The following is a 25,532-nucleotide window of genomic DNA, read 5'->3' as shown; positions in this document are numbered from 1 at the left end:
TGTGATGCATCTCTCTCCCCAGGAGAAAGACAAACTCTTGGTGGTGACCGCCGCCCTGCTGGCTGAGCGACGCTTGCAGCGGGGACTGAAGTTGAACCATCCCGAAGCGGTGGCCTTCCTCAGCCTGCAAATCCTGGAAGGGGCCCGCGACGGCAAAACCGTGGCGGAACTCATGCAGGTGGGCAGCACCTGGCTCAGCCGTGATCAAGTGATGGAAGGGGTGGCTGAACTGGTCAGTGAGGTTCAGATGGAAGCCACCTTCCCCGACGGCACCAAGCTCGTGACCCTGCACCAACCCATCCGCTGAACCATGGCAGCAATGATTCCCGGCGAATTGCTTCCCGAACCCGGCGAGCTGGAGCTCAACGCCGGCCGGCCCGTGACCACCGTGCTGGTGGCCAACACCGGTGATCGCCCGGTGCAGGTGGGTTCCCACTTCCACTTCGCAGAAGCCAACGCCGCCCTGCGCTTCGATCGCGATGCGGCCCGCGGCCAACGGCTCGATATCGCCGCTGGCACGGCGATCCGCTTTGAGCCTGGTGATGAACGCCAGGTGCAACTCGTGCCCTTCAGCGGCGCCCGCCGCGTTGTGGGGTTTAACGCCCAGATCAACGGAGACCTCTGATGCCGTATCGGATTGATCGTCGGACCTACGCCGAGACCTACGGCCCCACCACGGGCGACCGGGTTCGGCTCGCCGATACCGAGCTGATCCTCGAAGTCGAGAAGGACTACACCGTCTATGGCGATGAGGTGAAGTTCGGCGGCGGCAAGGTCATCCGTGATGGCATGGGCCAAGGCCAAACCAGCCGCGCCGCTGGTGCCGTCGACACGGTGATCACCAACGCCCTGATCCTGGATTGGTGGGGCATCGTCAAAGCCGATGTGGGCCTCAAGGACGGCCGCATCTGCGCCATCGGCAAAGCGGGCAATCCCGACATCAGCGATGGGGTCACGATCCCCATCGGACCTGGCACCGAAGCCATCGCTGGTGAGGGGCACATCCTCACCGCTGGCGGCATCGACACCCACATCCACTTCATCTGCCCGCAGCAGATCGAAACAGCGATCGCCAGCGGGGTCACCACGCTGCTGGGCGGTGGCACCGGCCCAGCCACGGGCACCAACGCCACCACCTGCACGCCAGGTGCTTTTCACATCAGCCGCATGCTGCAGGCCGCCGATGGCCTACCGGTGAATCTGGGCTTTTTCGGCAAGGGCAATGCCAGCACCCCTGAGGCCCTTGATGAGCAGGTGCGTGCCGGCGCCTGCGGCCTCAAATTGCATGAGGACTGGGGCACAACACCAGCGGCGATCGATTGCTGTTTAAGCGTGGCCGATCGCTTCGATGTGCAGGTCTGCATCCACACCGACACCCTCAATGAGGCGGGGTTTGTGGAAGACACCATCGCCGCCATCAAAGGCCGCACGATTCACACCTTCCACACCGAAGGGGCTGGCGGCGGCCATGCCCCCGACATCATCCGCATCTGCGGTGAAACCAATGTGCTGCCCAGCAGCACCAACCCCACTAGGCCCTACACACGCAACACGCTCGAGGAGCATCTCGACATGTTGATGGTGTGCCACCACCTGGATTCCTCGATTCCCGAGGACGTGGCCTTTGCTGAATCGCGGATTCGCCGCGAAACCATCGCCGCCGAAGACATCCTTCACGACCTGGGCGCTTTCAGCATCATTGCCAGCGACTCCCAGGCCATGGGCCGCGTGGGTGAAGTGATCACCCGCACCTTCCAAACCGCCCACAAGATGAAGGTGCAACGGGGCGTGCTCGAGGGCGACAACAGCCGCAACGACAACACCCGCCTGAAGCGCTACATCGCCAAGGTGACGATCAACCCCGCCATCGCCCATGGCCTCGACCATCAGGTGGGCTCAGTGGAAGTGGGCAAGTTGGCGGATCTGGTGCTGTGGAAGCCGGGATTCTTTGGCGTGAAACCCGAGCTGGTGCTCAAAGGCGGCTCGATCGCCTGGGCCCAGATGGGCGATGCCAATGCCTCGATTCCCACGCCCGGGCCGGTGCATGGCCGGCCGATGTTCGCCAGCTTTGGCGGCGCCATGGCCCCCTCGTGCCTCACCTTCCTGAGCCAAGCGGGTCTCGATGCCGGCGTTCCCGAGGCCTTAGGGCTGCGCACGCCGTGTGTGCCGGTGCAGAACACCCGCGGCATCGACAAAGCGCAGATGAAAAACAACATCGCCCTACCCAAGGTGGAGGTAGATCCAGAGACCTATGAGGTGTTCGCCGACGGCGAACTGCTCACCTGCGAACCGGCTGAGGTGCTGCCGATGGCCCAGCGCTACTTCCTGCTCTAAGCCCAGCAATGCCGCCTGAGCTGCTGGTGGTCCAGCACGTGGATCGCGAGGGGCCCGATCGCATCGCCGACTGGGCCGACGCCAAAAGAATCACGGTCCAACGGATACGCCCCGATCAAGGCGAGGCCCTACCTGCCGTTGAAACCCATCAACCCGCCGTGGCCGTGCTGATGGGCGGGCCCATGGGGGTCAATGAGCGCCAACAGCCAGGGCTGCATTGGCTCGAGCAGGAGTTGGCCTGGCTGAAGCAATGGCTGGCTCAGGGGCGGCCCGCCCTTGGCATCTGCCTGGGTGCCCAACTGCTCTGCGTGGCGAGCGGCGGCCGCATCGAACCACTCAACGCTGGTGATCCTGCCCATCCCCTCAAAGAAGTGGGCTTTGGCCCGATCAGCTGGCAGAAGACAGCAGCGGAGGTGCCATGGCTACAAGGCATCCCCACCCACCAGTTGGTGCTGCATTGGCACGGCGATCGTTGCCGTTTAAGCCAGCACGCCGAACTATTGGCCTCCACGCTTCACTGCCCGGAGCAGGCCTTTCAAATCGGCCAACACGCTGTGGGGTTGCAATTCCATGTGGAAGCCTCCCCAGCCAGCGTTGAGCAATGGATTGAGGCTGATCAAGCCTTCATTGGCAGCGCTGGCACCTCAGCTGCACGCATCCGGCGCGATCAAGACCTCTTCCAAGTCAGTCTTGATCGCGAAGGCAACCAGCTGCTCGACCAGCTGCTGAACCACTTGATGGCTCAAGCCGGAAGCTGACAACAGTCGCGCAGCCCCAAGGCCTGGCGAATCTCGCCCAAGCGCTCACCCAGGCGCAGGAAATCTTGTGGGGTGAATTGCATCAAAGGCAGGGTGCGCTGACCGAGCCAAACACCACGCCAGAACTGCCAGAGGTCGCGGCGGCTATGGCGATAGACAGGCGGATAAAAGTGATGGGAGACCAGGGCCAGCAATCGCTGATGCCAGCGGCGGCAACGGCGGTCATTGCCCATGGAAAAGCCCACCACGAAGGCCTCATCGGCTGTGGAGTAGCCGCGGTTCAACAGGATGTGCAGGCAGTCGTGCAGGTCCAGGCACGCGGCACCCGGCAGGGCCACAGGGCTATCAGGATCTTCAAACAACCAGAGCGAGAGCGGCAGCTTCGACTCTTCATCGAGGCCGGTGCTGACCCGCTCAAAGAGCTCTAAAAACGACAGCTCATCATCGAATGGCGGACCGATGCCCACAGCGGAAGCAAGCGCGAGGAAGACGCACGGTCTCACTTGGACCCACGCGTCTGATGTTGCAACCGCAACCGTTGTGGTGTTTTTGGTGTTGCCCGTAACAAACCCGAAAACTGCCGTCTAGACAGGTCCTGGCTCGGTAGCAAGCGTGACCTTGAGGGGGGTTCGCCTAACGGAACAATCCAGGCAATACCCCCTGCACCGTTCTGTGTTTGAGAGCTACGCCGCCTCCAGCGGCTTTGACGAATACCTGCACCAACCCCGGGCATCAGGTTCCTCACTCGGTGAATTGATGACCCGGCTGAGCGCCATCGGGCTGGAGCAGCTCAACCAGGACCATCGCGGCGCCGAACAACTCCTCAAACGCCTGGGCGCCACCTTTCGCCTCTACAACAACGACAGCCAAGCCAGTGAACGGATCCTGCCGTTTGATCCGCTGCCGCGGCTGATTGATCAACAGGACTGGCAGCGGCTCGATCAAGGGCTCAAGCAGCGGCTCGAAGCGATCGATTGCTTCCTCGCCGACATCTACGGCAAGCGGCAGATCCTGAGCGACGGGGTGATCCCGCTGGAGGCGATCGAATCCAGCCTCGGTTGGCGGCCACAAATGCAAGGGCTTGAACCTCCCCAACAGCGCTGGTGCCACATCTCAGGCCTGGATCTGATCCGTGATGGTGAAGGCACCTGGCGGGTGCTGGAAGACAACCTGCGTTGCCCCTCCGGCGTGGCCTACTTCCTGGAAAACAGGCGGGTCATGAAACAGCTGTTTGGTGATCTGTTCGAGCGGCAGCGGGTGGCCCCCATTGATGACTACCCCTCCAAGTTGCTGCGCATGCTCAAGGGCCTCGCACCCTGGAGCCCGGAACCCTATGTGGTGATCCTTACGCCCGGGGTTCATAACAGCGCCTACTTCGAGCACAGCTACTTGGCCCGCCTAATGGGGGTGCAGCTGGTGGAAGGCAGCGATCTCACTTGTGAAGGCGGCAAGGTTTGGCTGCGCAGCACCTCAGGGCTAAGCCGGGTTGATGTGATCTACCGCCGCATCGACGACGACTTCCTCGATCCCCAATGCTTCCGCCCTGATTCCATGCTGGGTGTTCCAGGGCTTATGGAGTGTTACGCCGCAGGCCAAGTGGCCATTGCCAATGCCCCTGGCACCGGCGTAGCCGACGACAAGCTGATCTACACCTACATCCCCGAGATCATTCGCTACTACCTCGGCGAAGAGGCGATCATTCCCAACGTCGAAACTTACCGCTGCTCTGAACCCTCTGATCGCGCCTTTGTGCTCGACAACTTGGAGCAGCTGGTGGTGAAGGCGGTGTCGGAAGCCGGTGGCTACGGCATGTTGATCGGCCCAGCCTCCAGCTCCGAGCAGCGCACCCAGTTCCGCGAAGAGATCCTTGGCAATCCCCGCAATTTCATTGCACAGCCAACGCTGCAACTCTCCACGGTGCCGGCACTCAGCGAAGGGGAGCTCTATCCCTGCCATGTGGACCTGCGCCCCTATGTGCTGCGCGGGCAATCCACTTGGGTGACCCCAGGCGGGCTCACCCGTGTGGCCCTCAAACGCAATTCCTTGGTGGTGAATTCATCCCAGGGCGGCGGCAGCAAAGACACCTGGGTGGTTCCATGCTCTGCCGTGTAGCCGACAGCCTCTACTGGATTTTCCGCTACATCGAGCGCGCCGAAAATCTGGTGCGTTTTCTCGAGGTGGGCTGGAGCGTCTCGCTCGACAACCCCTCTGGCAATCCCAGCCAGTGGACCTCACTGATTGATGCCTGCGCCGACCGGCGTCTATTTGAAAAGCTGCATCCAACAGCTAGCCCAGCCGATGTGATCACCTTCATCACCCGGCAACCGGAGAACCCCAACGCGATCAGCAATTGCATCGCGATTGCCCGCGAAAACGCACGCCAAATCCGCGACACCCTGCCCACAGATCTGTTTGAAGAGCTCAATGCGCTGCACCTGCTGCTGCAGGACGATCCGCTGTTCTGGCACCAACGCCTCCCCGAACAACTGCAACAGATTCGGCGCAGCTGCCAAACCCTCTATGGCCTGCAAAACAGCACGATGCAACGGGACCAAAGCTGGCTATTCGCCAACCTCGGCAGCCTGATAGAGCGGGCCGACAAAACGGCCCGCATGCTGGATGTGAAGTACTTCCTCCTGCTGCCAAGCCCAGAAGACGTGGGCGGGCCGCTCGATGAATTGCAATGGATCGCCCTGCTGCGCTCTCTCAGCGGCTATCAGATGTTTCGGCGCAAGCAGTCGCTGGAGATCACACCAGCGCGCGTGGCCGGATTTGTACTGCTCAACCGTCAATTCCCCCGCTCGGTGAGCTACTGCATTGAGGAAATCATCAACACGGTGGATCGCATCGAACGCAGCACCGCCAACCCAGTTCAAGCTGACTTGCGCCAGGCCCTTGAGGCGTTGCGAATCACCTGGACGACGATGCCAATTGAGGACCTCATCAACACAGGCCTGCACCAAGGCATCGATCATCTGCAAAGCCAGCTCAATGCCGTGCATGGCCAGTTGCAGCAGACCTACTTCACCACCTCCCCATGCACGTAAGGATCCGGCATCAACTGAGTTATTCCTACGAGCATCCGATCCAGTTGGGACCCCATCGGCTCTGCTTGCAACCGCGGCCTTTGGGCTTTCAGGCGCTGCGTAGCCACAGCCTGCGCTTCAACCCCGAGCCGTGCCATCGCTTTTCGCTGTTATGCGCCAGTGGCGATCAAATCGAAAAGGTGCGCTTCGTTGGCAACACCGACCGGCTTGATGTGATTGCTGAATCCGAGGTGATCACCACAGAGCCGCCACTGCTGCATCTCTGCCTGGAGGATCAACCACCGCAACTGCCCTACCGAATCGGTGAGCTGAATAGCGACCTGAACAGCCATCTGCAGGGTTGGCTGCCCAATGGCCAGCACGATCCGCTCGCGATTGCCCTGGCCCAAGACGCTTTGATCGGCAGCGACAACCACTGCCTGCGCTTTCTGCAGCAACTGATCGAGATCATCCAAGAACGGGTGAGTTACACCCAGCGCAACCACGGGCCGGCCTGGTCGGCTGGACGCACCCTGCGCGAACGGGTCGGTTCCTGCCGCGACCTGGCGGTGGTGATGATCGAATGCTGCCGCTGCATCGGACTGCCAGCCCGCTTTGTCAGCGGCTATCACTTCGCCATTCCCAAGCCGGAGCACTACGACCTGCACGCTTGGGCTGAGGTGTATCTCCCTGGGGCTGGTTGGCGCGGCTTTGATCCCAGCGGCCAAGGGGCCATTGATGAGCGCTATGTGCCGCTGGTGAGTTCCTCCAAACCCGAGCTCACCGCCGCGATCTACGGCAGTTTCAGCGGGCCGGCCAACACCCCAAGCGAGTTGACCTGGAGCATCGAAGCCACTGAGCTGGAGAGCTCACCAACTAACGCCGTGGAGCTTGGGAAGCGGAGCTGAGTTAGCCGTGATGGCCTTCAACCGCGGAATGCGGCCGCTGTTGTAGACGCGAAATTCCCGTGCCACCGAGGCATCGGCATCACGCACGGCCTGATTCATCACCACCGAGCCTTCTTCATCGGAAATCGAGCGATGAAAGGTGCCCGGTGGGATGCGCAGGATGTCGCCTCCAGCCTCCAGCCGCACGATGTGGAACGGATAGTTCCAAAGGAAGTTGATCAGATAGAAGGTGCGGCCGCCCTGGGCCGCCAGCAGGTTGTCCTCTTGATGAGGATGCAAATAAAACTGCCAAGCACCGGTTTCCTTGTCATCGGGAGGACTCACCGCCGGTCCGGAATGCACCACCAAATCGCGGGCATTGGAATCGGCGATGGTGACGTCGAAAAACCGCACCGCTGGAGTATCACGGAAGCGCTGATAAGGAATCAGCTCGAACATGGGCACAGGACCCATCAGATCACCCGGTTATTTCTTTCATTCAGACAAAACTGATCAGGGCGCGATGCAGGCATTGATACAACCCGAGCAACTTGTCATCGCCGATTCACCCAAGCTGCAGCTGCGGCATGCTCCCGCGTGGGTGGATCCCGCCACCGCAACGCTGTGGTTGGAGCAGTTGCAGCACGAAGTTCCCTGGAAGCAGGAATCAATCCAGCTCTACGGCAAGCGCCATCCCCTGCCGCGCCTGACCTGCTGGATGGCCGATCCGGGCTGCGGCTATCGCTACTCCGGCCTCGACAACGTGGTGGAGCCTTGGTCGCCAACAGCGCAACGGATCCGCGAGCAGCTCAATAAACTCAGCGGCTGGCCATTCAATTCACTGCTGTTGAACCTGTACCGGGATGGTCGCGACGCCATGGGGTTCCATGCCGACGATGAACCAGAGCTGGATCCCACAGCGCCCATCGCCTCGGTCTCACTGGGCATCAACCGCACCTTTCGCTTCAAGCCCAAGAAGGGACATCAGGGCAGTGATTTCGATCTCGAGCTGGGCCATGGAGCCCTGTTGCTGATGGATCCACCAACCCAGCTGCATTGGCTGCATGGCTTACCCAAACGCCTACGCGTGAGCCAGTGCCGACTGAATCTCACCTTTCGGGTGGTGCAGCAAGCATGATGGTGTCGTGATCATCCCTGTCATGGCCCGCCACAGCAGCCATCAATCACCAGCGCGGCTCACAAGCCTGATCGCATCGTTGCGGCTTCGCTACGCCGAAGCTGATCACCGCGGCGATGCCCAAGCCAAGCAAGCCCTGTTCCAAGAAGCCATCTATCTCGGGATCCAGCCGGAGCTGTTCACTCAACCGCAGTGACAGCGCTGCTGTTTCACACTCTCTGGGGTTGGCAGGCCAGCCTGGAAGCCGCCAGTCGCTACGCCCAGCAAGCCGGCTTTGATGGCCTCGAAGCCAACCTTGAGCATCCCTGCTTCAAGGGCTGGCGAGCCGAGGAGGTGCAAACCCTGCTGAAGCAGCAGAACCAGCCACTCGTCGTTGAAATCACCACCGGTGGTGGTTACACCCCCAGGCTCGAACTCAGCCCAGAGCACCACCTCGCCGAGCTGGAAACCAAGTTGGAGCAAGCCTGTGAGCTGGCGCCGCTGCGCATCAACTTGATCACGGGCAGCGACTGCTGGCCGATGGCTCAGCAGCACAGCTTTCTCGAGCGCTGCTTGCAATTGCTCAACCACACTCCGGTGCCGGTGAGTTTGGAAACGCACCGCAGCCGCAGCCTGTTCAATCCCTGGGCCATCGAGGACATTCTCAAGGCCCATCCCAGCTTGCGGCTCACCGCCGATGTGAGCCATTGGTGCGTGGTCGCCGAGCGCTTAATGAGCCCGGAACTCCAGGCCATCCAGGCGATGGCCAGCCACGTGGATCACATTCATGCCCGGGTGGGCCATGAGCAGGGCGCTGGCGTTCCCCACCCCTTTGCCGCGAACTGGCAGGAGGCTCTCGTGGCCCATGCCCAGTGCTGGGCGCTGTTTGCTGAGCAACGTCTCCAATCAGGGCAACCGCTCACGCTCACACCGGAATTTGGACCCGATGGCTACATGCCCGTTCACCCAGAGAGCGAAGAGCCACTGGTGGATGTCGCCACGATCAATCACTTGATGGCGGACTGGCTGCGCAGTGAGGCCTGGCTGAGCTGAGCCTCAGCCAGCAAGCGCTGATAAAGCTGCTGCCACTGCACAATCCGCTGCTCGAGTTGATGCACTGGTCCTGGCACCCAATCGGCGCGATAACCCAGCTGCACCGATTCGACCAGACGGCGGTCCTCCTGCAAAAACTCCAGCAACTGCTGCTTCCAGATCTCAACATCCAAGGGATGGTTGGAACTGGCAAACAAGCGCAGTTGCAGCTGACACGAGCTCAGCTCCAGGGGCAGAAACTCCAGCAGGGCCATCCGCCCATCGGGCCACAGCAAAACATGGGTCCAGGGGGGCAAACCAAAAGTGAAAAATGATCCGCCTTCGGGATGGGGAGTGACCAAGGCGTTGGCCAGGTCCGTGATGAGGTGGCGATAGTCCCGCACTGGGCCCTGTTCACGGTGCAGCGTCGTGGGATGGGCAATGGCGACGTGATAGTCGTCAAGGGTGTTGTCGTGCGCCACTTTCCAATTGCACTGCAGGCGGAGGCGGCTGCTGGCCTGCTGCTGCAACGGCGACTGCCACGGCCCGCTGGCCTGCTGATGGATCAGCTGCAGCTGCTGGGCCAGGGGGATGGGCGAGTCAGCCAACGCCACCCAGATCAGCGGCCCGTCCTGCTGAGCTGGCAACGCTTCAAGGGGCCAATCAGCCCGGCTCAGGGCAGCAACAAAGCCGTCTTCCCGGGCCGCCGCCAACAGCTCACCTTCGAGGTTGTAAGTCCAGCCGTGATACGGGCAAACCAACTTGCGGCAAGACAGGGCGGCTCCATCAGCGGGCAACAGCTCAACGCCGCGGTGGGGGCAACGGTTGCGAAAACAGCGCACCACCCCATTCAGCTCACGGGTAAGCAGCAGCGATTCACCCAACAACGGCAGCGCCACGGCTTGGCCCGGCTGCAGTTGCGAAACAGCTGCCAACGGGTGCCACCACTGCTTGGCATAGCCATCGCGCTCCCACTGGGCGATGGCTGGATCTTGATAAAGCCAGCCCGGAAGAAACGCCACTTCAGGCATCAGACCAGCGCAGGCTCCAGTTGCCGCAACACCCCAGCCAAGGTGCGGCGCTTCTCCAAAAATGCGGAGCTCAAACGCAATTGATTCAGGTCACTCTTGTCGAGATCCACCTCCACCGTGCTGACAATCCGGCCGGGGTGAGGCGCCAACACATGCACCCGCTGGGCCAGCACCAAGGCCTCCTCCACATCGTGGGTGATCAACAACACCGTGAGGCCAGTGCGCTGCCAGAGCTGCAGCAGAAAATCCTGCATGGCCTCGCGAATCTGCAAATCCAAGGCGCCAAAGGGCTCATCGAGGAGCAACACCTTTGGATTGGTTGCCAAAGTGCGGGCGATGGCAACCCGCTGTTGCATCCCGCCCGAGAGTTCGCGGGGCAGCTTTCTGGCTGCATCCTGCAAACCCACCACCTCGAGGAAGTAGGCGGTCCGCTCGTTGATGTCGCGCTGCGGCAAGCCCTGCAAGCGCATGCCAAAGGCAACGTTCTCAGCAGCACTCAGCCACGGGTAGAGGCTGTATTTCTGAAACACCATGCCGCGATCAGGGCCAGGACCCTGAACCACTTCACCATCGACGAGCACCTGTCCTGAACTGGGCTGCTCGAGGCCCGCGATCAAGCGCAGGATCGTGCTCTTCCCCGAACCAGAACTCCCCACCAGCGAAAGAAACTCGCCAGAGCGCAGAGCAAAGCTGATATTGCGCAACACCTCTTTGCTGTGCTGGCCAGAGCCAAAGGTTTTGCTGAGATGGCGAACCTGCAATTCCATCGCTTACAGGGCCCAGCGGCACGACAACCGCAACAACAGCCGGAAGCCCATGTCGATGGCAAAGCCGATCAACCCCAACACGATCAGCTCAGCAAAGATCTGATCGGTGCGGAAAAAACGCTGCGCGAGCTGGATTCGTTTGCCCAACCCCACCTCAGCGGCCACCAATTCGGCCACAACCACCAAGTTCCAGGAGGTGGCGATGTTGATGCGCAGGGTGTCGATGATGCTGGGCAGGCTGTAGCGCGCCACCACCTGCACCAACACCTGGCGGCCGCGGCCACCCAGGGTGAGGGTGGTTTCAATCAGCTCTTTGGGAACGAATTTGACGGCATCCATCACCATCAAGACGTTGAAGTAAACAGTGCCCAGGAAAATCAGCGCAATCTTGGGCTCTTCGCCAATCCCCAAATAGATGATCAGCAGGGGGATGAACGCCGCCGCTGGCATGTAGCGCAGCATCGCGATCAAGGGCTCACACAGGGCGCAGATCGCGGGATACACACCCATGCAGATTCCCAAGGGCACCGCCACGAGGGTGGCCAGAAAAAAGCCGGCAAAGACCCGGCCGGTGCTGGCCACGATGTCCTGGAACAGGATCCCCTCCCGTGCCATCGAGGCCAGCGACTCCAGCACCGCCGCTGGAGACGGCAAAAATTTGCCGTCCACCAGTTCCAGGGCACTGATCACCGTCCACAGCAACAGCGGGATCAACAGGGAAGACACCTGCAAACCGCTGCGCAGCAATGGAGATGGAGTGGCTCCAATCGACAGCAATGGCAGGGGCTTGACGCCCCCGCCATCCGTTGCTGACGCAACCATCAGGACGCCGCGATGGTCTTGATGAAGGAAGGATCAAACAGGTTGCTCATGTCGGGCTTTTCGGGGATGAAGCCCACGGAGACCATGAAATCAGCCATCTTCTGAGCGGCATAAGGCATGAACTGCATGCCTTGGCCATCACTAAACGCCTCGATGTTTTGCTCCACCGTGAAGAAGGTGGTGCCAGCCTTGTACTGCTCATATTCGGCGGTGGGAATACCAGCTCGCTTCGCCATGATCTGCTCCGATTTCTCGGGGTTGGCAGCCATGAACTCGCGCACATCCCACCAGGTATCAACGATTTTCTGAACATCATCAGGGCGACTTTCGATGAGGTCGCCACTGACAGCCAAAAGATCAGGGATGGCACCGGGGTACTCCTTGGAGCTGGCGATGACATGGGCACCATCACGCTGCATGGCGGTGCCGGTGTAAGGAGGGAATGCGCCCACGGCATCCACCTTGCCGGCAGCAAATGCCGTCGCAGCCTGATCGGTCGGCATGCCCTTGATGATCACGTCATCACGGCTGAGGCCAACATCACGCAGAGCCAGGCTCAGCAAAAAGTCATCCACAACACCTTCTTCAACAGCAACTGTTTTTCCTTTCAAATCACTAATAGTTTCAATCGCCTCATCAGCAATGATTTGATCATTACCAGCTGAGTTGTCATTAACCAAAACAACAACTTGACCACCATTCTCACCGGGCAAGAAGGAGATGGTGTCGTTCAGAGTTTGAGAGTTTCCATCGATTTTGCCAGCGGCGAATGTTTCCATCGATTGCACATAGCCGTCAAACCATTTCATCTCAACGTTGACGCCATTTTTTTCAAACAGCTTCTCCTCAACGGCGATGGCCCAAGGCCACCAACCAGCCCAATTGCTGTAACCCAAAACAATGGGCTCACCGCCAATGGTTGTGGAAGGCTTGGAGCAGGCCACAGCCAGCACCACCGCCAAACTGGCGAATAAGAGATTTCGAAGTTGTTTGGTCATGACATTGCAATAAGGACAACACGCAAGAACGCTGCTCAGGCCATGGCCAGAGCAGGTTGCAAGGTGTTTTGGCGAGCCGAGCGCAGCCAGGCATGCCACACATCAATCCCTTCACCAGTGAGAGCAGACACCGGAATCACGCTGGCTTTGGGATTGATGCTGTTGATGTTGCGGCGAAACTGCTCAAGCTCAACGGGCAGATAGGGCAGCAGATCAATCTTGGTGATGAGCACCACATCAGCCTGGCGAAACATCAGCGGGTACTTCAACGGCTTGTCTTCCCCTTCAGTGACACTGAGAAGTGCCACTTTGTGATGTTCACCCACTTCAAATTCAGCAGGGCAAACCAGATTCCCCACGTTTTCAACCCAGAGCAGATCCAGCTGATTTGGGTTGAGCCGCTCACACAACAACTTCAGGCCACCACTGACCATGGCGGCATCGAGATGGCAGGAGCGCCCGGTGGTAATCGGCACCACCGGAATGCCCACAGCCTCCAAGCGCTCCGCATCCAATTGGGTGGTCATGTCGCCTTCCAAGACGGCCATCGACCACTCCTGAGCCAACTGAGGCAAGGAGCGCTCAAGCAAGGCTGTTTTGCCCGCCCCGGGGCTACTCATCACATTGAGGGCCAGCAGCTGCCAAGCCTCAAAGTGCTCACGGTTGTGCTCGGCTTGGTGCTGATTGGCCGCCAGCAAATTCATGCCGAGGCGATCTTCTAAAGGCAAATGCATGGCAAGAGAGGGTGGAGAACTGTTTTGCCTTCAGACGCGCTGGAGCGAGAGAGGTTGTGACTCAACAGCGCTCTGAAGGGACGTGCGGTAGTCGATGCTGCGAATTCGCAATTCACGGCCGCTGACGATCTCCTCGAGTGGGTGATCGCAGCAAGGAGAGCGGTAAGCGCCCTCAGGAGTTGGGCTGTAGGTGCCGTTGCAGACCAAGCAGCGACCCACAAAGGGGATCTCTTCGATCTGCAGCTGCGCGCCATCGAGCCAGCTGCCAGCGATAGCGGCTTGAAAGGTGAAGCGCAGCTGCTCCGGCTCAACGCAGGTGAAGCGGCCCACCTCCAAATGAATGGTGTCCACCATCGCCTGGGGTGCTGCCTGCTCTTCGCGCCATTGCTGCAGAGCCAGAAGCAGGCACTTGGTCATGTCGACCTCATGCATGGGATCACCTCCAGGCCTGATCCACTTGCATGTTGCAAGTGGGATTGATCCAACTGGGCTTCTCTTTGCGGGGCAGCTGGCCGCTCACCACCAGGTGGGCCATGGTGTCGCAGATCACCCGCGTGGCCATCAGCGATGTCATGTCACTGATGTCATAGGGAGGCGAAACCTCCACCAACTCCAGGCCACAGACCGGCACGTTGCGAACAATCAGCTCGAGCAACTTCAAGGCTTCGCGGGGTAACAACCCGCCAGGCTCTGGCCAACCGGTGCCTGGAACAAAGCCGGCATCGATGCAGTCAATGTCAAAGGAGATGTAGACGCAATCGGTGCCATCGGTAGCCCGTTCAATGGCATAACGGGCGGCAGCCTCCAGACCCATCTCGGTGATATCGGTGACGGTGAGCACGTTGGTGCCGCGCTCACGGCAAACCTTCACCCCCTCGCGAGGCACTTGCCAACCACCAATCCCCAGTTGCACCAGGTTCTGAGCCGGTGCATTGGCCATGTTCGTGGCATGGAACCACGGACAGGTATGCATCCGTTCATCGAGATCGATCTCTTGGGTATCAACGTGGCGATCGAAATGGATGATCCCCACCTTCTTGTCGCCGAGGTGGCGGCAAACACCACGGACCGTTGGAAATCCAATGGAGTGATCGCCACCCAACAGGATCGGAAAGGCCCCGCTGGCAAAGACGTGGGCTACCCCCTTGGAGATCTGGTCGAAGCTTTTCTCGTTGTTGGCAGGAATGGTGAAGACATCACCCACATCACAGAGGGTGATTTGCTCGCGCAGATCCACACCCATCTCGTAGTTGTAAGGGGTGTAAAGAGCTGAAATCCTGCGAATTCCCTGGGGCCCAAAGCGCGTACCGGGGCGATAGGTGGTGCCGCAATCGTGGGGAATGCCCACCACCGCAACGTCAAAGTCGCCGACGCGGTTCACATCCTCGAGATAGGGCGCCTTCATGAAGGTGTTGATGCCCGCGTAATGGGGCAACTCACCGCGAGAAAAGGTGGAGATGTTGCGGTCCACGATGCTGTGGGCCGCTTCCAGGCCCAAGCGCTTGGCCTGATCCACCTCTTGCTGCCATCCGGTGAGGGGCAAACGTTGCTCTTTCTCAAGGGCCGCCATCCCCTCACTGGGATGGCTGCGCTCGAAGCCCCCGGGGGAGCCACTGGTCGACGTCATTGCAGGGGAGTGCGAGTGAGTGCGGTCTCCCAGGCTTTTGTTCCACCGATGAACCGGAAAAGCTGGTTGGAAACGGTTGGCTCACTCACCCAAACGGGGTGGTGGAAGCGTTGGTTTCCACAAACCGCCTATCCAATCTCCGCTCGCGATCGACCCCAATGGGGTAACAGGCGATACCTGTTTTTCAGTGTTTAAGCAGGGGCGTTTTGAGGACTGCGAGCTATGGGTTGCGGCATGGTGACGGGGGCTGGCATGGGCGCGCAACCAGGGATTCGCTGCTCCACCACCTCGCCAATCACAACGATCGCCGGGGCACTGAAACCCTGCTCATCGGCGGCATCAGCGAGATCCTCCAGCGTGGCAATCAGATGCTTTTGGCCATTCACGCTGCCCTGCTGAATGATGGCCGCCGGCGTGGTTCCCACCAATCCGCCGGCCTGCAACTCCTCGCAAATCCGAGCCAAGTTGTGCAGGCCCATGTAAATGACGAGGCCATCACTGCAAGCAGCCAAAGCGCGCCAATCCACCGCTGGCCGGCCTTTATCGATTTCTTCATGGCCAGTGACAAACGTCACTGATGAACCGGCCCGGCGATGGGTCACCGGAATCCCGACATAGGCCGGCGCCGCAATGCCAGAGGTGACCCCGGGAACCACCTCAACAGGCACACCACGCTTGGCCAAATAAGCGGCTTCCTCGCCACCCCGGCCAAACAGAAAAGGATCGCCCCCTTTCAGCCGCACCACACAACGGCAACGCCCTGCCAGCTGCTGCAACAACGCATTGGTGCTGGGTTGCGGAACGGAATGGTGGCCGCGCCGTTTACCAACCGGATGAATCTCGCAGCCCTCAGGCACCAACTCCAGGAGCTCCATCGGCACCAAGGAGTCATGCACCAAGGCATCACAACGCTGCAGAAGACGATGGGCCCGCAACGTCAACAATTCGGGGTCTCCAGGACCTGCTCCCACCAAATAAACGATGCCGGGCATGTCAGTGGTCATGGCAAGTCCAACAACAGCTCGAAAAGAAATTGACGCGTGGCAGGGTGCTCTAGAAGAGCCAGACCACCCTCCTGCTGAGCACTGAGGTGGGCTGTCATGCGATTGGGGGCCAAAGCAAGCGGCAACACCCGATCAAACTCTGCATCACAGGTGTCAGCACTCCGCAAAGGAAGGCCGAGCACCTGGCTAAGAACGTGCAGATAGCGCTCAGCAATCCCCGGACGAAGGGGGTGATGAACAACCACTTGGCTTTCAGCATCGCATCCCAACTGGCGCAAATGCTGCAGCCAGGGCTGCCAGGCCCCCAAAAACGGCAAAGCCATCACCTGATGGCCAAGCCCGCGCAATCGCTGGCGAATCGCCGGCACATCAACGCGCACATGGCTGCCTGGCGTTAACAACAACGGCACCAACAAAAGCTTTTGCCGCGGCGGTAATTCAACGGGTTCAGCTGTTAGCGCCTGCACCCACACCGCAGCGCCCCTGGCTTGAGCGAGCTCATCGAGCAGGGATTGCAACACAGCAGGAACAGCCCCACCGCCATGGCCATGCACCACCACCAACAGGGGCCAAGGACCAGCCGCAGCCTGGCCCTGTAACAACGGCCACCACTGAAGGGCCACCTCAGCTGATGAACTCCTGGTTCGTTGCGCCATCCCATCACGATGCCATCGCCACGAGCGCTGCCACGGTCACGACGCTCCAGCCGGGTCAGACCGGCTGATCGACGGACCAGCTACTCCCGCCCACCAGAGCGACGCCTTGAGCGTCGAGCTCATCGCAGTGATTGGCAGAGCGAACTTGACGCCGATTTCGCTGCCATGTCCAAGGTGTGGCAAATGCTGCGCCATGGAGCTGTGCGGATGCTGGGAGAAATCGGCCGCCAGTACTAAACGAAGTTTCGTAACAACGGTTACTTCCTCCGGCCTACTCAATCCATTAAGTAGTCACAACATCAAGCCGTGCCTTTCATTCTGAAGCGGCCTGAGAGTTGAACTCCAACACTCACATTTCGCTTCAGAACTATGGTGGCAACACCGGCAAAGCCCCTGCCGAGTTGGCTTGAGGGCAAAAAACTCAACAAGATCGAGCAAAACAAAGCCAACAAAGATGGCTTGCTCGTTGGTAGTGAAATCGAAGAATTTGCCCGTGTCGGCTGGGAGAACGTCGACGAAACCGATCTTCAGTTGCGGCTGAAGTGGTACGGCATGTTCTGGCGCCCCAAAACTCCAGGACTGTTCATGCTGCGCCTGAGGGTTCCCAATGGGGTCCTCAATGCTGAGCAGTTGCGCGCCATCGGCAGCATCGTTGCCCGTTACGGCGATAGCGGCAGTGCCGACATCACCACCCGCCAGAACATCCAATTGCGTGGTGTTCTGCTGGAAGACCTGCCCGACATCCTTGAGCGCTTGAAGGCTGTTGGCCTCAACACGATCCAATCGGCCTTCGATAACCCCCGCAACGTCACGGGCAACCCGATCGCTGGTATCGATCCTGAGGAAATTGTCGATACGCGCCCGTACACCCTGGAGTTGCAGAACTTCCTAACCAGCAACGGCGAAGGCAACCCTGAATTCTCGAATCTGCCGCGCAAGTGGAATACGGCCGTTGCCGGCTCCCGCGACAACTTCCTGCTGCACAACGACATCGTCTTCCACCCGGTGGAACGCGATGGCGTGATGGGTTTCGGCGTCTGGATTGGCGGGATTCTTTCCTCACAGATGAACGCCTATGCCATCCCCCTCAATGCCTGGGTGAAGCCCGATGAGATCTGCCGGATGACGGCAGCGGTCCTAACCCTGTGGCGCGATAACGGTGAACGGGACAAGCGCCCCAAAGGCCGGTTCCGTTTGTACCTGGATTCCGTTGGCCTGGAGGCCTTCCGCGAGCTGGTCGCCGAGCGTTTTGGCCCACTCACCCCCGACCCAGGCTCGGTGTTTGATGCAACGCCGCGCTCCCACTACGGCATCCATCCGCAAAAACAATCCGAACTCAATTACGCCGGCCTGCATGTGCCTGTTGGCCGGCTCAAGGCCGAAGACTTCCAAGATCTCGCCTCCCTTTCAGAGGGTTATGGCAGCGGGGATGTGCGCCTAACTGAAGATCAAAACGTGATCATCACCGGCATTCCCAGCGGTCAGCTCGATCACTTCAAGAGCGAGTCACTGTTGCAGAAATTCCCGCTCGAGCCCAGCCACCTGGCGGCAGGCACCGTGAGCTGCACCGGCAACACCTATTGCAGCTTTGCCCTAACCAACACCAAAGACCAAGCCCTGGCAGCAGCCGCTGAGCTGGATCAAGAGCTGCACCTGCCAGAGGAGATCAAGATCCACTGGACCGGCTGCCCCAACACCTGCGGCCAGGCCTACATGGGCGCCATTGGCCTCACTGGCACCAAAACCCGTGGTGAATCAGGGATGGTTGAGGGCTACGACATCACCATCGGCGGCTCCCAAGGGGCCAACCCGCAAGTTGGTGAGCTGCATCGCAAAGGTGTGCCCGCCAGCGAAGTGCGCTCGGCACTCAAGGAAATCCTGATTGAACAATTCGGAGCCAAACCCAAGGCTGCTTGATCAGATCGAAATCAGTGGCGGCGCTGATCTTTTGAAGCCCCGCTGAGTTTTGATCACCCGCCAACCTCAACCTCACTCACCATGGCTCAAAAAGCTGACTTCTTCAGTCGTTTGGTCAACTGGTTCAGCACCAGTGGCAAAGACAAACCTGCCATCAACAAACCGGATGGAGGCAAGGATGCCTTCTCCAAGCTCATGAACAGCATCAGCGGCTGATTAGAGAGCCACGACTAACCATCTGACTTCAACACCATGAGCGTTACAGCCTCACAAATGGACTACGTCCTACCCAATGAGCTCGTCGACGGCATGATTGCCGCCGGCGGCAAAAAAGCCACCGTTAGTGTCAAGAACCTGCTGCTCCGCGGCTTCTATTCCGGAGCCATTCTTGGCCTGGCCGTGATCTTGGCCCTGACCGTTGGCATTCAGAGCAAGATGCCGTTCCTCGGCTCCGTGCTCTTCCCCTTTGGCTTCGTCAGCATCGTGCTGTTCGGCATGGAGCTGGTCACCGGCAACTTCGCGCTGCTGCCCATGGCCACCTGGGCCGGCAAAAGCACCTGGGGTGCCACCTTCCGCAACTGGAGTTGGGTTTGGATCGGCAACTTCATCGGCACCCTGGTGGTGGCGATCATCATGGCCATCAGCCTCACCAGTGGCGGCACGATTGACCCTGCCGCTGATGGCGGCATGTGGCAAAAAGTGGCCCAAAAGATCATCAGCCTCAACATCCTCAACGTTGAGAAGAAGTACGAAGCCCTCGGCAGCCTCGGATTTTTCCTCGCCTTCCTGCGCGGTCTTGTGGCCAACTGGTTGGTCTGCCTCGGCGTGACCCTGGCCCTGGTGAGCAAAAGCGTTCCCGGCAAACTGCTGGCCTGCTGGCTGCCCATCACCGCGTTCCAAACGATGGGCATGGAGCACATCGTTGTGAATCAGTTCCTGCACACCGCTGGTCCGATTCTTGGCTCTGGGGTTCCTTTCACCAAGGTGATTTTCTGGAACTTCCTGCCTGTCACCCTGGGCAACATCGTGGGCGGCATGGTGTTCATCGGGATGCTCTTCTACAGCACCCACCGCACCAAGCTGGACAACGTGCTGCCTCGTGAAAAAGACGAGAAGCTCGAGCGCGAGCTGGCCGCTGAACTCGGCGCCCGCTGATCGATGCTCACTGTTGTCGCCCCTGCTGAGCAGTTGACGCCTGACCAGGAACTGGAACTGTCCAAGCGTCTTGCTCAGTGGAGGCGCCAACCACTCAGCCCTGAGGAACTGGCAGCCCTGCTGCCCAAGGTTTCCGACCCTGCCCTTGCACTCGCGATCGGCGAGCGCTTGGGCATGGCAGGGCCTCAAGCTTTTGAGCTGATCGGACCCCTCTGCCAACAACTGGGACTCCGATCAGCGCTGATTCGAGCCCTCAGCATTTGCCATCACCCCAACGCCAAAGAGCAGCTGCTGCAATGGCTGCCTCAAGCGGGTGAGTTAGAGCCGGAGGTGCTGCGTGCCCTGGGGTGCTGGGGCAATGGGATTGATCTATCAATCATCACCAACGCCTTAGAGGCGCCAGGCCAGCAACACCGCCTGGCTGGAATCGAATTGCTGACATTCCGCTGCCGCAGGATCTCCACCGAGCAGCTGCTGAGCTTGTGCGAACCCCTGCTCGACGATCTACGAGCCGAAGTTGTGATCGCCACCTTGCGGCTGCTGCAAAGGCGCGATGAACCCGAAATCCTGCAGCGGATCGCCGCCTGCGCAACGGTGGATGCCCTGCCTGGCGTTGCTGAGATGGCGATCCAAGCCCTGGGCTGCATTCAAAGTGAGTCCAGCCGCCAATTGCTGGCGCAATTGACCCAAGACTTGCAACAAACGCGCCTTGAAGAAGCCTTGCAACGCCAACTAGGCGCCCAATAAAAAAGCGGCCATGATTTGGCCGCTTACTTTGCTATCTAAGCTGAGATAGTCACCACTTTTTGTAAGGCAAGAACTTGCCGCACATGGTGACCTTGACACGGTCACCAGCAGGATCTTCCACCTTGTCGATGTTGAGGGTGAAATCAATGGCGCTCATGATGCCATCACCAAACTTTTCTTGGATCACATCTTTCATCGGCATGCCATAGACCTGCATGATCTCGTAGAAGCGGTAGATCAGCGGATCGGTTGGGATCACAGGCTCCAGCGAGCCTTTGGTGGGGTAGCTCTGCAGCGCTTCGGTGATCGCAGGATCAAGATTCAAGGCTTCAGCCAGTTGCTGAGCTTCTGCAGCTGAGGCTGTGGATTGACCATAAAACAGAGAGGCAACCCAAACCTCATCACGGCCCAGCAACGAACCAAGCGCAGCAAATGTGAGTCCTTTCGCCTTTTTGGCAGCCAAGAGTGTGGCCGTGACAGTGTCAGCTGATGGCGCCGCCAGGCTGGGCGTCAGCGAAGGGGTCAACGTCATAACGGAAAGGGCAAATTAGATGTTTTAAGAGAAAAAGCGTTCTAAAAAGTTGCCGCTTTTCAGCCATCAATCTCGGGTAATTCTTTGATCCCAACAGCAACGCTTGCTACCCGGCAAAGAAGCCGTTGGTAGCGGTTGATACTCAAAAGGGCCCCCTCGGCTCTTCAGGATCCCTGCAGCGCGGAGGAGCAGTCATGGCCGCAGAGCCAAGCTCGCCGGTCAGTGGGCGGGAGACGTTTAAGGCCTACCTGCGCAAAGTTGGCAGCGGTGAGCACACCAGCAAAGGGCTCAGCCGCGAAGAAGCCAGGCATGCTCTCGAACTGATCCTCGATGAGGAAGCCACACCAGCCCAAATCGGTGCCTTTTTAATCGCCCACCGCATCCGCCGGCCTGAGCCCCAAGAGCTCACCGGCATGCTCGATGTGTATCGGCAGCGCGGACCCAAGCTCAGCACCACCACCAAGGCGATCAGCTTTGGCATGCCATTTGATGGCCGCAGCCGCACCGCACCGATCTATCCCCTCACGGCTCTTGTCTTAGCGGCCGCAGGCCTGCCAGTTGTGCTGCAGGGCGCTGGGCGCATGCCTGTGAAATATGGCGTCAGCAGCGCAGAACTCTTCAGCTCCCTGGGAGTGAGCTGGACTGGCCGCAGCTTGGAAGCGCTGCAGGGCTGTCTCGATGCCACCAATTTGGCCCTGGTGCATCAACCGGATCACTTTCCAGCCGCTGAAACGCTGATCCCGTACCGGGAAGATCTCGGCAAACGGCCACCTGTTGCCAGCCTTGAACTGCTGTGGACCTCCCACCAGGGTGAGCACCTGCTGGTAAGCGGTTTTGTTCATCCCCCAACCGAAGCCAGGGCCTGGGAAGCACTCAAGCTCGCCGATGAACCCGATGTGTTGACCGTCAAAGGCTTGGAGGGCAGCACCGATCTACCGATCAGCAGGGCCTGCGTCACCGCCCGCTGCAGCAACAACCAGCAGCAGCGGCAAATCCTTCACCCCCGTGACCATGGCTGTTACGGCCATGACCAACTGTGGGAAGGGCTTGAGGTCTGGAGCGATCAGGCCAGAGCAGCTCTGGGCGGGCAAGGCGAGCTGGCCACCGCCTTGCGCTGGAATGCCGGCACCTATCTCTGGCAGGCGGGCTGTGAAGACAGCCTGGAGCAAGGGCTTGAGCACGCCAGAGAATTGCTGAACTCAGGCCAAGCCCTCAACCACTTGGGCGCCGTTCAGGCTGCCTTGGCTCAGGGCTGAGCGAGGGGCTGCCACAGGCTGGCGGCATGGGCAGTCACCGGAGCCACCACCTGGGCTGGCGAAACAGCCACTGGATCAGCCGTTCTCAGCAGTTGAACCGCCAAAGAACCCACGACAAAGGCTCCAAGAAAGCCAGCGGCGATGGTGATGGGATGACGGCCTGAACCGACCGACGCTGCACTTTGACCTGCCATCAAAATCAAATCTTGATGGCTTCACTATGAAACCGTTCTTCAGTTCACCCAAGAGTCGGTATAAATCGACACAAAAGCAGGCTCTGCCTGAACCATGCGTTGATCAACGGCAAACCAACCGTGGGAAGCTCCAAGAAGAAGACCCATGGCGATGGCCAAACGCATGAATGATGCTCCAACGAGGAGCTAAAACTGCCAGGAAACGGAGCATCAATAAGCCACAACCGACACCAAATTGCGATGAATCAAGCCAGCCACTGTTTTGCTTTTGAGCACGATTTCATCGGTAGCTGGCGCTGCATCCCTCTCTGTGTTCGCCGCAAACTCGATCTCATCGGCCTCAAGCTGAAGTTGAACCATTGGTTGGCCCTGAGTCAGGAGCAACGCCAACAACTTGTGGATTGGCCTGATGAGCACCAGCAGCTCAATGCACTGCGTGATCATCTGCGTGATTGCACCAGCTCAATGGCTGATGGCATAGCCAAAAACCTGCCTCCAGCTTGCGCTGAGCCATGGCAACAGCCCAACCGCATTCCTGCTGAGTTGATTGATGCGGCTCAACAGCAGGGCGTTGAGCTCGATGCCAACGCCTGGTCAAAGCTCGATGAACTGGAGCGCTTTGCCCTCTGCAAGCTGGCCCGACCAGGCCACGATCACCACAACCTGCCGGCCGCCTTCAGCGAAGTGCTGGGCTAAGCAAGCGCCGCAACGACTCGAGCCGATTGCCGGTCTGCTCTTGCGGACGAATCACCGACACCGCCGGCGCCACCACCACGGCTGTGGCCTTGAGCTCTGGCTGCTTGGAAATCGGACAGGCCTCACCGTGCATCAAGGCATTGGCTTCACAGGCATGCTCCTGGGTGAATCCCCAGTGCATGGGCAAAAACACCGAACCCGGGCGAATGCGGTCGGTGATGGTGATGCGAGCTGTGAGCGTGCCGCGGCGCGAGGTGATCGCCGCAATGCCATCGGCCTCAAGGGAAAAACGCTTGGCATCGTCGGGATGCACCTCAAGGCGCGGTTCGGCATGCATCGACTGAATGCGCTCAACCTTGGCCGTTCGCGTCATGGTGTGCCAATGGCCCAAATAGCGGCCCACCGTGAGCACCAAGGGATAAGCCTCACAAGGTGGTTCGGCCAAGCCCAGTGGCTGCTCGGCCATGAAACGGGCCCGCCGCGACGGCGTGGCAAAGCGGTGATCGCTGTACAGCCGCTTGGATTCTGTGGTGGGTTCACTGCCACTGGGGAACGGCCACTGCTGGGGTCCGTGCTCGGCCAGCAAGGCATGGCTGAGGCCAGAGACATCGCATAAACGGCCAGCGCTCAGAGCCGCAAATTCGGCATACACCTCAGCTGCGGAGTCGTAGCTGAACTGCTGCTCAAAGCCGAGCCGGCGTCCGAGTTCTGCGAACACCTGCCAATCGGCGCGGCTCTCGCCATGGGGTTGGCGGAAGGCCGGGCAATAGGTGATGCGCCGCTCGGAATTGGTCATCGCTCCGGCTTTCTCGCTCCATTGCGCCGCTGGCAAGAGCAAGTGGGCGTAATGGGAGGTTTCGGTATCGGCGTAGGCATCACTGACCACCACCAAAGGACAGTTGCGCAGCGCTGCCTTAAGCCGGTCCAACTCCGGCATGCTCACCAAGGGATTGGTGGCCGCCACCCACCAAAGATCGAGCTCACCGCGCTCCATCGCCTCCACCTGCTCACCAGCAGCCAAACCAGGCTGAGCCGCAATCGATCCAGGCTGAAAACCCCAGGCCCGCTCAACCTCAGCGCGGTGGTCGGCATTGCCCACCAGCCGATAACCGGGCAGCAGATGGGCCAAGCCGCCGGCTTCGCGGCCACCCATGGCGTTGGGTTGGCCGGTCAAGGAAAACGGTCCAGCTCCGGCATGGCCGATCTGACCGGTGAGCAGATGCAGGTTGATTAAACCGCCAACGACTGCCGTGCCCTCACGGCGCTGGTTGACGCCCATCGACCACAAACTCAGAACCGCTGGTTTGCGGCACCACAACCGGGCCACCGCCCTGAGTTGCTTTTCAGTGATGCCGCAGGCCTCAGCCACCCGCCGCGGGGTCCAGGACTCCACCGCCTGAGAGAACGCGGCAAAGCCCTCGGTGGCCTCATCGATGAAGTCGGCATTGAAGCCAGCATCTTTGAGGATCAAGCGCGCCAATCCGTGCAGCAGCATCAGGTCTGTCCCTGGTGCAATCGCCAAGTGATGGTCAGCGATCTTGGCTGTTTCCGTCGCCCTTGGATCCACCACCACAATCGTGAGGCCCTTGGGATCTTTCTTTTTGCGCTTCAACAAGCGCTGGAACAGCACTGGATGGCATTCAGCTGTGTTGGTGCCAATCAGAAAGGCCACCGAACAGTGATCGAGATCCTCGTAACAGCACGGCGGGCCATCAGAACCAAGGCTGCGGGTGTAGCCAGCCACCGCGGAACTCATGCACAAGCGCGAGTTCGCATCGAAATTGTTGGAACCAATGGCGCCTTTTAAGAGCTTCTGCGCCAGGTAATAGTCCTCAGTGTGGAACTGGCCGGAGCCATACATCGCAATCGCCCCAGGACCTTTGCTCGCCAGGGTGCTGCGGATACGTCCAGCCAAGAGATCAAAGGCGTTGTCCCAGGTGATGGGCTCGAACGGATCCTCCAGTGAGGAGCGATACAGGGGCTGACTGAGTCGTCCACCCGCCAAGGTCTCGCCAACCGTGGCCCCTTTGATGCAGACCTGGCCCTGGCTTGAGGGATGGGCACGATCACCACGGGCGGACCACATGGGATGGCCCTCGCCATCACGACGAACGGGCCTGCCCGGTTGCGCGGGAGGCAGCAATTCCAAACCGCAGCCAACCCCGCAGTAGGGACACTGACTGGTTACCGAATCAGCCACGGCAAGCGCTTTTAAAAAACAAAAAGCCCAGGATCTTTCGAC

The 25,532-nt window shown here is 59.8% G+C and carries 30 protein-coding genes; 16 read left to right on the top strand and 14 right to left on the bottom strand.

From position 1 onward, the window contains the following. The first annotated feature begins 4 nt into the window (after positions 1–4). Genes SIB46_RS08900 through SIB46_RS08885 form a run of 4 tightly spaced genes read left to right on the top strand, consistent with a single transcriptional unit; the run spans position 5 to position 3,092 of the window. Positions 5–307, top strand: coding sequence for an urease subunit gamma (locus tag SIB46_RS08900; RefSeq protein ID WP_413295791.1), 303 nt, complete (start codon positions 5–7; stop codon positions 305–307). Between the two features lie 3 nt (positions 308–310). After that, a complete protein-coding gene (locus tag SIB46_RS08895) occupies positions 311–625 on the top strand; it encodes an urease subunit beta (protein WP_413295790.1) in 315 nt (104 codons plus the stop codon). After that, positions 625–2,334, top strand: coding sequence for an urease subunit alpha (gene ureC / locus SIB46_RS08890; protein ID WP_413295789.1), 1,710 nt, complete (start codon positions 625–627; stop codon positions 2,332–2,334). The genes SIB46_RS08895 and ureC overlap by 1 nt, the downstream gene beginning before the upstream one ends. 8 nt (positions 2,335–2,342) lie before the next feature. After that, positions 2,343–3,092 (top strand): type 1 glutamine amidotransferase, encoded by a 750-nt coding sequence (locus SIB46_RS08885; RefSeq protein ID WP_413295788.1) that lies wholly within the window; start codon positions 2,343–2,345, stop codon positions 3,090–3,092. Here SIB46_RS08885 and SIB46_RS08880 read toward each other — a convergent pair. Then, entirely contained in the window at positions 3,077–3,559 is a 483-nt protein-coding gene (locus SIB46_RS08880; RefSeq protein ID WP_413295787.1) for a hypothetical protein, read from the bottom strand. The genes SIB46_RS08885 and SIB46_RS08880 overlap by 16 nt on opposite strands. A gap of 205 nt (positions 3,560–3,764) precedes the next feature. On the opposite strand from SIB46_RS08880, the gene SIB46_RS08875 reads away from it, so the two are divergent. Genes SIB46_RS08875 through SIB46_RS08865 form a run of 3 tightly spaced genes read left to right on the top strand, consistent with a single transcriptional unit; the run spans position 3,765 to position 7,026 of the window. Then, entirely contained in the window at positions 3,765–5,204 is a 1,440-nt protein-coding gene (locus tag SIB46_RS08875) for a circularly permuted type 2 ATP-grasp protein (RefSeq protein WP_413297750.1), read from the top strand. Continuing rightward, the gene (locus SIB46_RS08870; RefSeq protein WP_413295786.1) at positions 5,189–6,139 is read left to right on the top strand and encodes an alpha-E domain-containing protein; all 951 of its coding nucleotides are present in this window, start codon (positions 5,189–5,191) and stop codon (positions 6,137–6,139) included. The genes SIB46_RS08875 and SIB46_RS08870 overlap by 16 nt, the downstream gene beginning before the upstream one ends. Beyond that, positions 6,130–7,026, top strand: a complete 897-nt coding sequence (locus SIB46_RS08865) for a transglutaminase family protein (protein WP_413295785.1) — start codon at positions 6,130–6,132, stop codon at positions 7,024–7,026. The genes SIB46_RS08870 and SIB46_RS08865 overlap by 10 nt, the downstream gene beginning before the upstream one ends. Here SIB46_RS08865 and SIB46_RS08860 read toward each other — a convergent pair. After that, the gene (locus SIB46_RS08860) at positions 6,988–7,464 is read right to left on the bottom strand and encodes a redox protein (RefSeq protein WP_413295784.1); all 477 of its coding nucleotides are present in this window, start codon (positions 7,462–7,464) and stop codon (positions 6,988–6,990) included. The genes SIB46_RS08865 and SIB46_RS08860 overlap by 39 nt on opposite strands. A 64-nt stretch (positions 7,465–7,528) precedes the next feature. On the opposite strand from SIB46_RS08860, the gene SIB46_RS08855 reads away from it, so the two are divergent. The 3 genes from SIB46_RS08855 to SIB46_RS08845 are packed head-to-tail and all read left to right on the top strand — an operon-like array spanning position 7,529 to position 9,175. Next, the gene (locus tag SIB46_RS08855) at positions 7,529–8,143 is read left to right on the top strand and encodes an alpha-ketoglutarate-dependent dioxygenase AlkB family protein (protein ID WP_413295783.1); all 615 of its coding nucleotides are present in this window, start codon (positions 7,529–7,531) and stop codon (positions 8,141–8,143) included. Positions 8,144–8,165: 22 nt separating this feature from the next. After that, positions 8,166–8,339: a hypothetical protein gene (locus tag SIB46_RS08850; protein ID WP_186548885.1), complete on the top strand. Its 174-nt coding sequence runs from the start codon at positions 8,166–8,168 to the stop codon at positions 8,337–8,339. Then, complete coding sequence (locus tag SIB46_RS08845; protein WP_413295782.1) at positions 8,336–9,175, top strand: sugar phosphate isomerase/epimerase family protein; 840 nt, start codon at positions 8,336–8,338, stop codon at positions 9,173–9,175. Before SIB46_RS08850 ends, SIB46_RS08845 begins: the two co-directional genes overlap by 4 nt. On the opposite strand, the gene SIB46_RS08840 is transcribed toward SIB46_RS08845, so the two are convergent. The 9 genes from SIB46_RS08840 to SIB46_RS08800 all read right to left on the bottom strand — a co-directional run bounded on the left by SIB46_RS08840 (position 9,130) and on the right by SIB46_RS08800 (position 16,760). After that, positions 9,130–10,185: an aromatic ring-hydroxylating oxygenase subunit alpha gene (locus tag SIB46_RS08840; RefSeq protein WP_413295781.1), complete on the bottom strand. Its 1,056-nt coding sequence runs from the start codon at positions 10,183–10,185 to the stop codon at positions 9,130–9,132. The two genes, SIB46_RS08845 and SIB46_RS08840, sit on opposite strands and share 46 nt — an antisense overlap. After that, positions 10,185–10,952: an ABC transporter ATP-binding protein gene (locus tag SIB46_RS08835; RefSeq protein WP_413295780.1), complete on the bottom strand. Its 768-nt coding sequence runs from the start codon at positions 10,950–10,952 to the stop codon at positions 10,185–10,187. Before SIB46_RS08835 ends, SIB46_RS08840 begins: the two co-directional genes overlap by 1 nt. 3 nt (positions 10,953–10,955) lie before the next feature. Beyond that, entirely contained in the window at positions 10,956–11,774 is an 819-nt protein-coding gene (locus tag SIB46_RS08830; RefSeq protein ID WP_413295779.1) for an ABC transporter permease, read from the bottom strand. Beyond that, positions 11,774–12,772, bottom strand: coding sequence for an aliphatic sulfonate ABC transporter substrate-binding protein (locus SIB46_RS08825; protein ID WP_413295778.1), 999 nt, complete (start codon positions 12,770–12,772; stop codon positions 11,774–11,776). Before SIB46_RS08825 ends, SIB46_RS08830 begins: the two co-directional genes overlap by 1 nt. A 35-nt stretch (positions 12,773–12,807) precedes the next feature. Next, positions 12,808–13,506, bottom strand: a complete 699-nt coding sequence (gene hypB / locus SIB46_RS08820) for a hydrogenase nickel incorporation protein HypB (RefSeq protein ID WP_413295777.1) — start codon at positions 13,504–13,506, stop codon at positions 12,808–12,810. 30 nt (positions 13,507–13,536) lie between these two features. After that, positions 13,537–13,938 carry a hydrogenase maturation nickel metallochaperone HypA gene (locus SIB46_RS08815; RefSeq protein ID WP_413295776.1) on the bottom strand — a complete coding sequence of 134 codons (402 nt, stop codon included), beginning with the start codon at positions 13,936–13,938 and terminating at the stop codon, positions 13,537–13,539. Between the two features lie 4 nt (positions 13,939–13,942). Further along, positions 13,943–15,133, bottom strand: coding sequence for an agmatinase (gene speB, locus SIB46_RS08810; RefSeq protein WP_413295775.1), 1,191 nt, complete (start codon positions 15,131–15,133; stop codon positions 13,943–13,945). Positions 15,134–15,324: 191 nt separating this feature from the next. After that, on the bottom strand, positions 15,325–16,137 hold the full coding sequence (gene cobA / locus SIB46_RS08805; protein WP_413295774.1) for a uroporphyrinogen-III C-methyltransferase: 813 nt from the start codon (positions 16,135–16,137) through the stop codon (positions 15,325–15,327). Next, positions 16,134–16,760 (bottom strand): hypothetical protein, encoded by a 627-nt coding sequence (locus tag SIB46_RS08800; RefSeq protein WP_413295773.1) that lies wholly within the window; start codon positions 16,758–16,760, stop codon positions 16,134–16,136. Before SIB46_RS08800 ends, cobA begins: the two co-directional genes overlap by 4 nt. 402 nt (positions 16,761–17,162) lie before the next feature. Between SIB46_RS08800 and SIB46_RS08795 the strand changes: the two genes are divergently transcribed. The 4 genes from SIB46_RS08795 (at position 17,163) to SIB46_RS08780 (ending at position 20,612) form a co-directional block, all read left to right on the top strand. Next, the gene (locus SIB46_RS08795) at positions 17,163–18,710 is read left to right on the top strand and encodes a ferredoxin--nitrite reductase (protein WP_413295772.1); all 1,548 of its coding nucleotides are present in this window, start codon (positions 17,163–17,165) and stop codon (positions 18,708–18,710) included. Between the two features lie 81 nt (positions 18,711–18,791). After that, entirely contained in the window at positions 18,792–18,926 is a 135-nt protein-coding gene (locus SIB46_RS08790) for a ferredoxin--nitrite reductase (RefSeq protein WP_413295771.1), read from the top strand. Positions 18,927–18,983: 57 nt separating this feature from the next. Then, positions 18,984–19,865 carry a formate/nitrite transporter family protein gene (locus tag SIB46_RS08785; RefSeq protein ID WP_011936895.1) on the top strand — a complete coding sequence of 294 codons (882 nt, stop codon included), beginning with the start codon at positions 18,984–18,986 and terminating at the stop codon, positions 19,863–19,865. Between the two features lie 3 nt (positions 19,866–19,868). Continuing rightward, positions 19,869–20,612, top strand: coding sequence for a hypothetical protein (locus SIB46_RS08780; RefSeq protein WP_413295770.1), 744 nt, complete (start codon positions 19,869–19,871; stop codon positions 20,610–20,612). A 49-nt stretch (positions 20,613–20,661) separates the two neighbouring features. On the opposite strand, the gene cynS is transcribed toward SIB46_RS08780, so the two are convergent. Beyond that, entirely contained in the window at positions 20,662–21,144 is a 483-nt protein-coding gene (cynS, locus tag SIB46_RS08775; RefSeq protein ID WP_413295769.1) for a cyanase, read from the bottom strand. A gap of 194 nt (positions 21,145–21,338) precedes the next feature. Here cynS and SIB46_RS08770 point away from each other — a divergent pair, with 194 nt between their 5' ends. Next, positions 21,339–22,400 carry an anthranilate phosphoribosyltransferase family protein gene (locus SIB46_RS08770; protein ID WP_413295768.1) on the top strand — a complete coding sequence of 354 codons (1,062 nt, stop codon included), beginning with the start codon at positions 21,339–21,341 and terminating at the stop codon, positions 22,398–22,400. Here the strand turns inward: SIB46_RS08770 and SIB46_RS08765 are convergent. Continuing rightward, complete coding sequence (locus SIB46_RS08765; RefSeq protein WP_413295767.1) at positions 22,391–22,594, bottom strand: hypothetical protein; 204 nt, start codon at positions 22,592–22,594, stop codon at positions 22,391–22,393. The genes SIB46_RS08770 and SIB46_RS08765 overlap by 10 nt on opposite strands. A gap of 240 nt (positions 22,595–22,834) precedes the next feature. Between SIB46_RS08765 and SIB46_RS08760 the strand changes: the two genes are divergently transcribed. Beyond that, on the top strand, positions 22,835–23,290 hold the full coding sequence (locus tag SIB46_RS08760; RefSeq protein ID WP_413295766.1) for a nitrate reductase associated protein: 456 nt from the start codon (positions 22,835–22,837) through the stop codon (positions 23,288–23,290). On the opposite strand, the gene SIB46_RS08755 is transcribed toward SIB46_RS08760, so the two are convergent. After that, the gene (locus tag SIB46_RS08755) at positions 23,271–25,490 is read right to left on the bottom strand and encodes a molybdopterin oxidoreductase family protein (RefSeq protein ID WP_413295765.1); all 2,220 of its coding nucleotides are present in this window, start codon (positions 25,488–25,490) and stop codon (positions 23,271–23,273) included. The genes SIB46_RS08760 and SIB46_RS08755 overlap by 20 nt on opposite strands. Positions 25,491–25,532 lie beyond the last annotated feature (42 nt).

The sequence above is a fragment of the Synechococcus sp. MIT S9452 genome (assembly GCF_047304245.1).
GTDB lineage: Bacteria > Cyanobacteriota > Cyanobacteriia > PCC-6307 > Cyanobiaceae > RCC307.
The sequence above is the reverse complement of the archived record's forward strand: the minus strand, read 5'-3'. Positions and strand labels throughout refer to the sequence as shown.

Coding starts and splice junctions, on each gene's coding strand:
- SIB46_RS08900 (WP_413295791.1), top strand. CDS start 5: ATGCATCTCTCTCCCCAGGAGAAAGACAAACTCTTGGTGGTGACCGCC.
- SIB46_RS08895 (WP_413295790.1), top strand. CDS start 311: ATGGCAGCAATGATTCCCGGCGAATTGCTTCCCGAACCCGGCGAGCTG.
- ureC (WP_413295789.1), top strand. CDS start 625: ATGCCGTATCGGATTGATCGTCGGACCTACGCCGAGACCTACGGCCCC.
- SIB46_RS08885 (WP_413295788.1), top strand. CDS start 2,343: ATGCCGCCTGAGCTGCTGGTGGTCCAGCACGTGGATCGCGAGGGGCCC.
- SIB46_RS08870 (WP_413295786.1), top strand. CDS start 5,189: ATGCTCTGCCGTGTAGCCGACAGCCTCTACTGGATTTTCCGCTACATC.
- SIB46_RS08865 (WP_413295785.1), top strand. CDS start 6,130: ATGCACGTAAGGATCCGGCATCAACTGAGTTATTCCTACGAGCATCCG.
- SIB46_RS08860 (WP_413295784.1), bottom strand. CDS start 7,464: ATGTTCGAGCTGATTCCTTATCAGCGCTTCCGTGATACTCCAGCGGTG.
- SIB46_RS08855 (WP_413295783.1), top strand. CDS start 7,529: ATGCAGGCATTGATACAACCCGAGCAACTTGTCATCGCCGATTCACCC.
- SIB46_RS08850 (WP_186548885.1), top strand. CDS start 8,166: ATGGCCCGCCACAGCAGCCATCAATCACCAGCGCGGCTCACAAGCCTG.
- SIB46_RS08840 (WP_413295781.1), bottom strand. CDS start 10,185: ATGCCTGAAGTGGCGTTTCTTCCGGGCTGGCTTTATCAAGATCCAGCC.
- SIB46_RS08835 (WP_413295780.1), bottom strand. CDS start 10,952: ATGGAATTGCAGGTTCGCCATCTCAGCAAAACCTTTGGCTCTGGCCAG.
- SIB46_RS08830 (WP_413295779.1), bottom strand. CDS start 11,774: ATGGTTGCGTCAGCAACGGATGGCGGGGGCGTCAAGCCCCTGCCATTG.
- SIB46_RS08825 (WP_413295778.1), bottom strand. CDS start 12,772: ATGACCAAACAACTTCGAAATCTCTTATTCGCCAGTTTGGCGGTGGTG.
- hypB (WP_413295777.1), bottom strand. CDS start 13,506: ATGCATTTGCCTTTAGAAGATCGCCTCGGCATGAATTTGCTGGCGGCC.
- SIB46_RS08815 (WP_413295776.1), bottom strand. CDS start 13,938: ATGCATGAGGTCGACATGACCAAGTGCCTGCTTCTGGCTCTGCAGCAA.
- speB (WP_413295775.1), bottom strand. CDS start 15,133: ATGACGTCGACCAGTGGCTCCCCCGGGGGCTTCGAGCGCAGCCATCCC.
- cobA (WP_413295774.1), bottom strand. CDS start 16,137: ATGACCACTGACATGCCCGGCATCGTTTATTTGGTGGGAGCAGGTCCT.
- SIB46_RS08795 (WP_413295772.1), top strand. CDS start 17,163: ATGGTGGCAACACCGGCAAAGCCCCTGCCGAGTTGGCTTGAGGGCAAA.
- SIB46_RS08790 (WP_413295771.1), top strand. CDS start 18,792: ATGGCTCAAAAAGCTGACTTCTTCAGTCGTTTGGTCAACTGGTTCAGC.
- SIB46_RS08785 (WP_011936895.1), top strand. CDS start 18,984: ATGGACTACGTCCTACCCAATGAGCTCGTCGACGGCATGATTGCCGCC.
- SIB46_RS08780 (WP_413295770.1), top strand. CDS start 19,869: ATGCTCACTGTTGTCGCCCCTGCTGAGCAGTTGACGCCTGACCAGGAA.
- cynS (WP_413295769.1), bottom strand. CDS start 21,144: ATGACGTTGACCCCTTCGCTGACGCCCAGCCTGGCGGCGCCATCAGCT.
- SIB46_RS08770 (WP_413295768.1), top strand. CDS start 21,339: ATGGCCGCAGAGCCAAGCTCGCCGGTCAGTGGGCGGGAGACGTTTAAG.
- SIB46_RS08765 (WP_413295767.1), bottom strand. CDS start 22,594: ATGGCAGGTCAAAGTGCAGCGTCGGTCGGTTCAGGCCGTCATCCCATC.
- SIB46_RS08760 (WP_413295766.1), top strand. CDS start 22,835: ATGAATCAAGCCAGCCACTGTTTTGCTTTTGAGCACGATTTCATCGGT.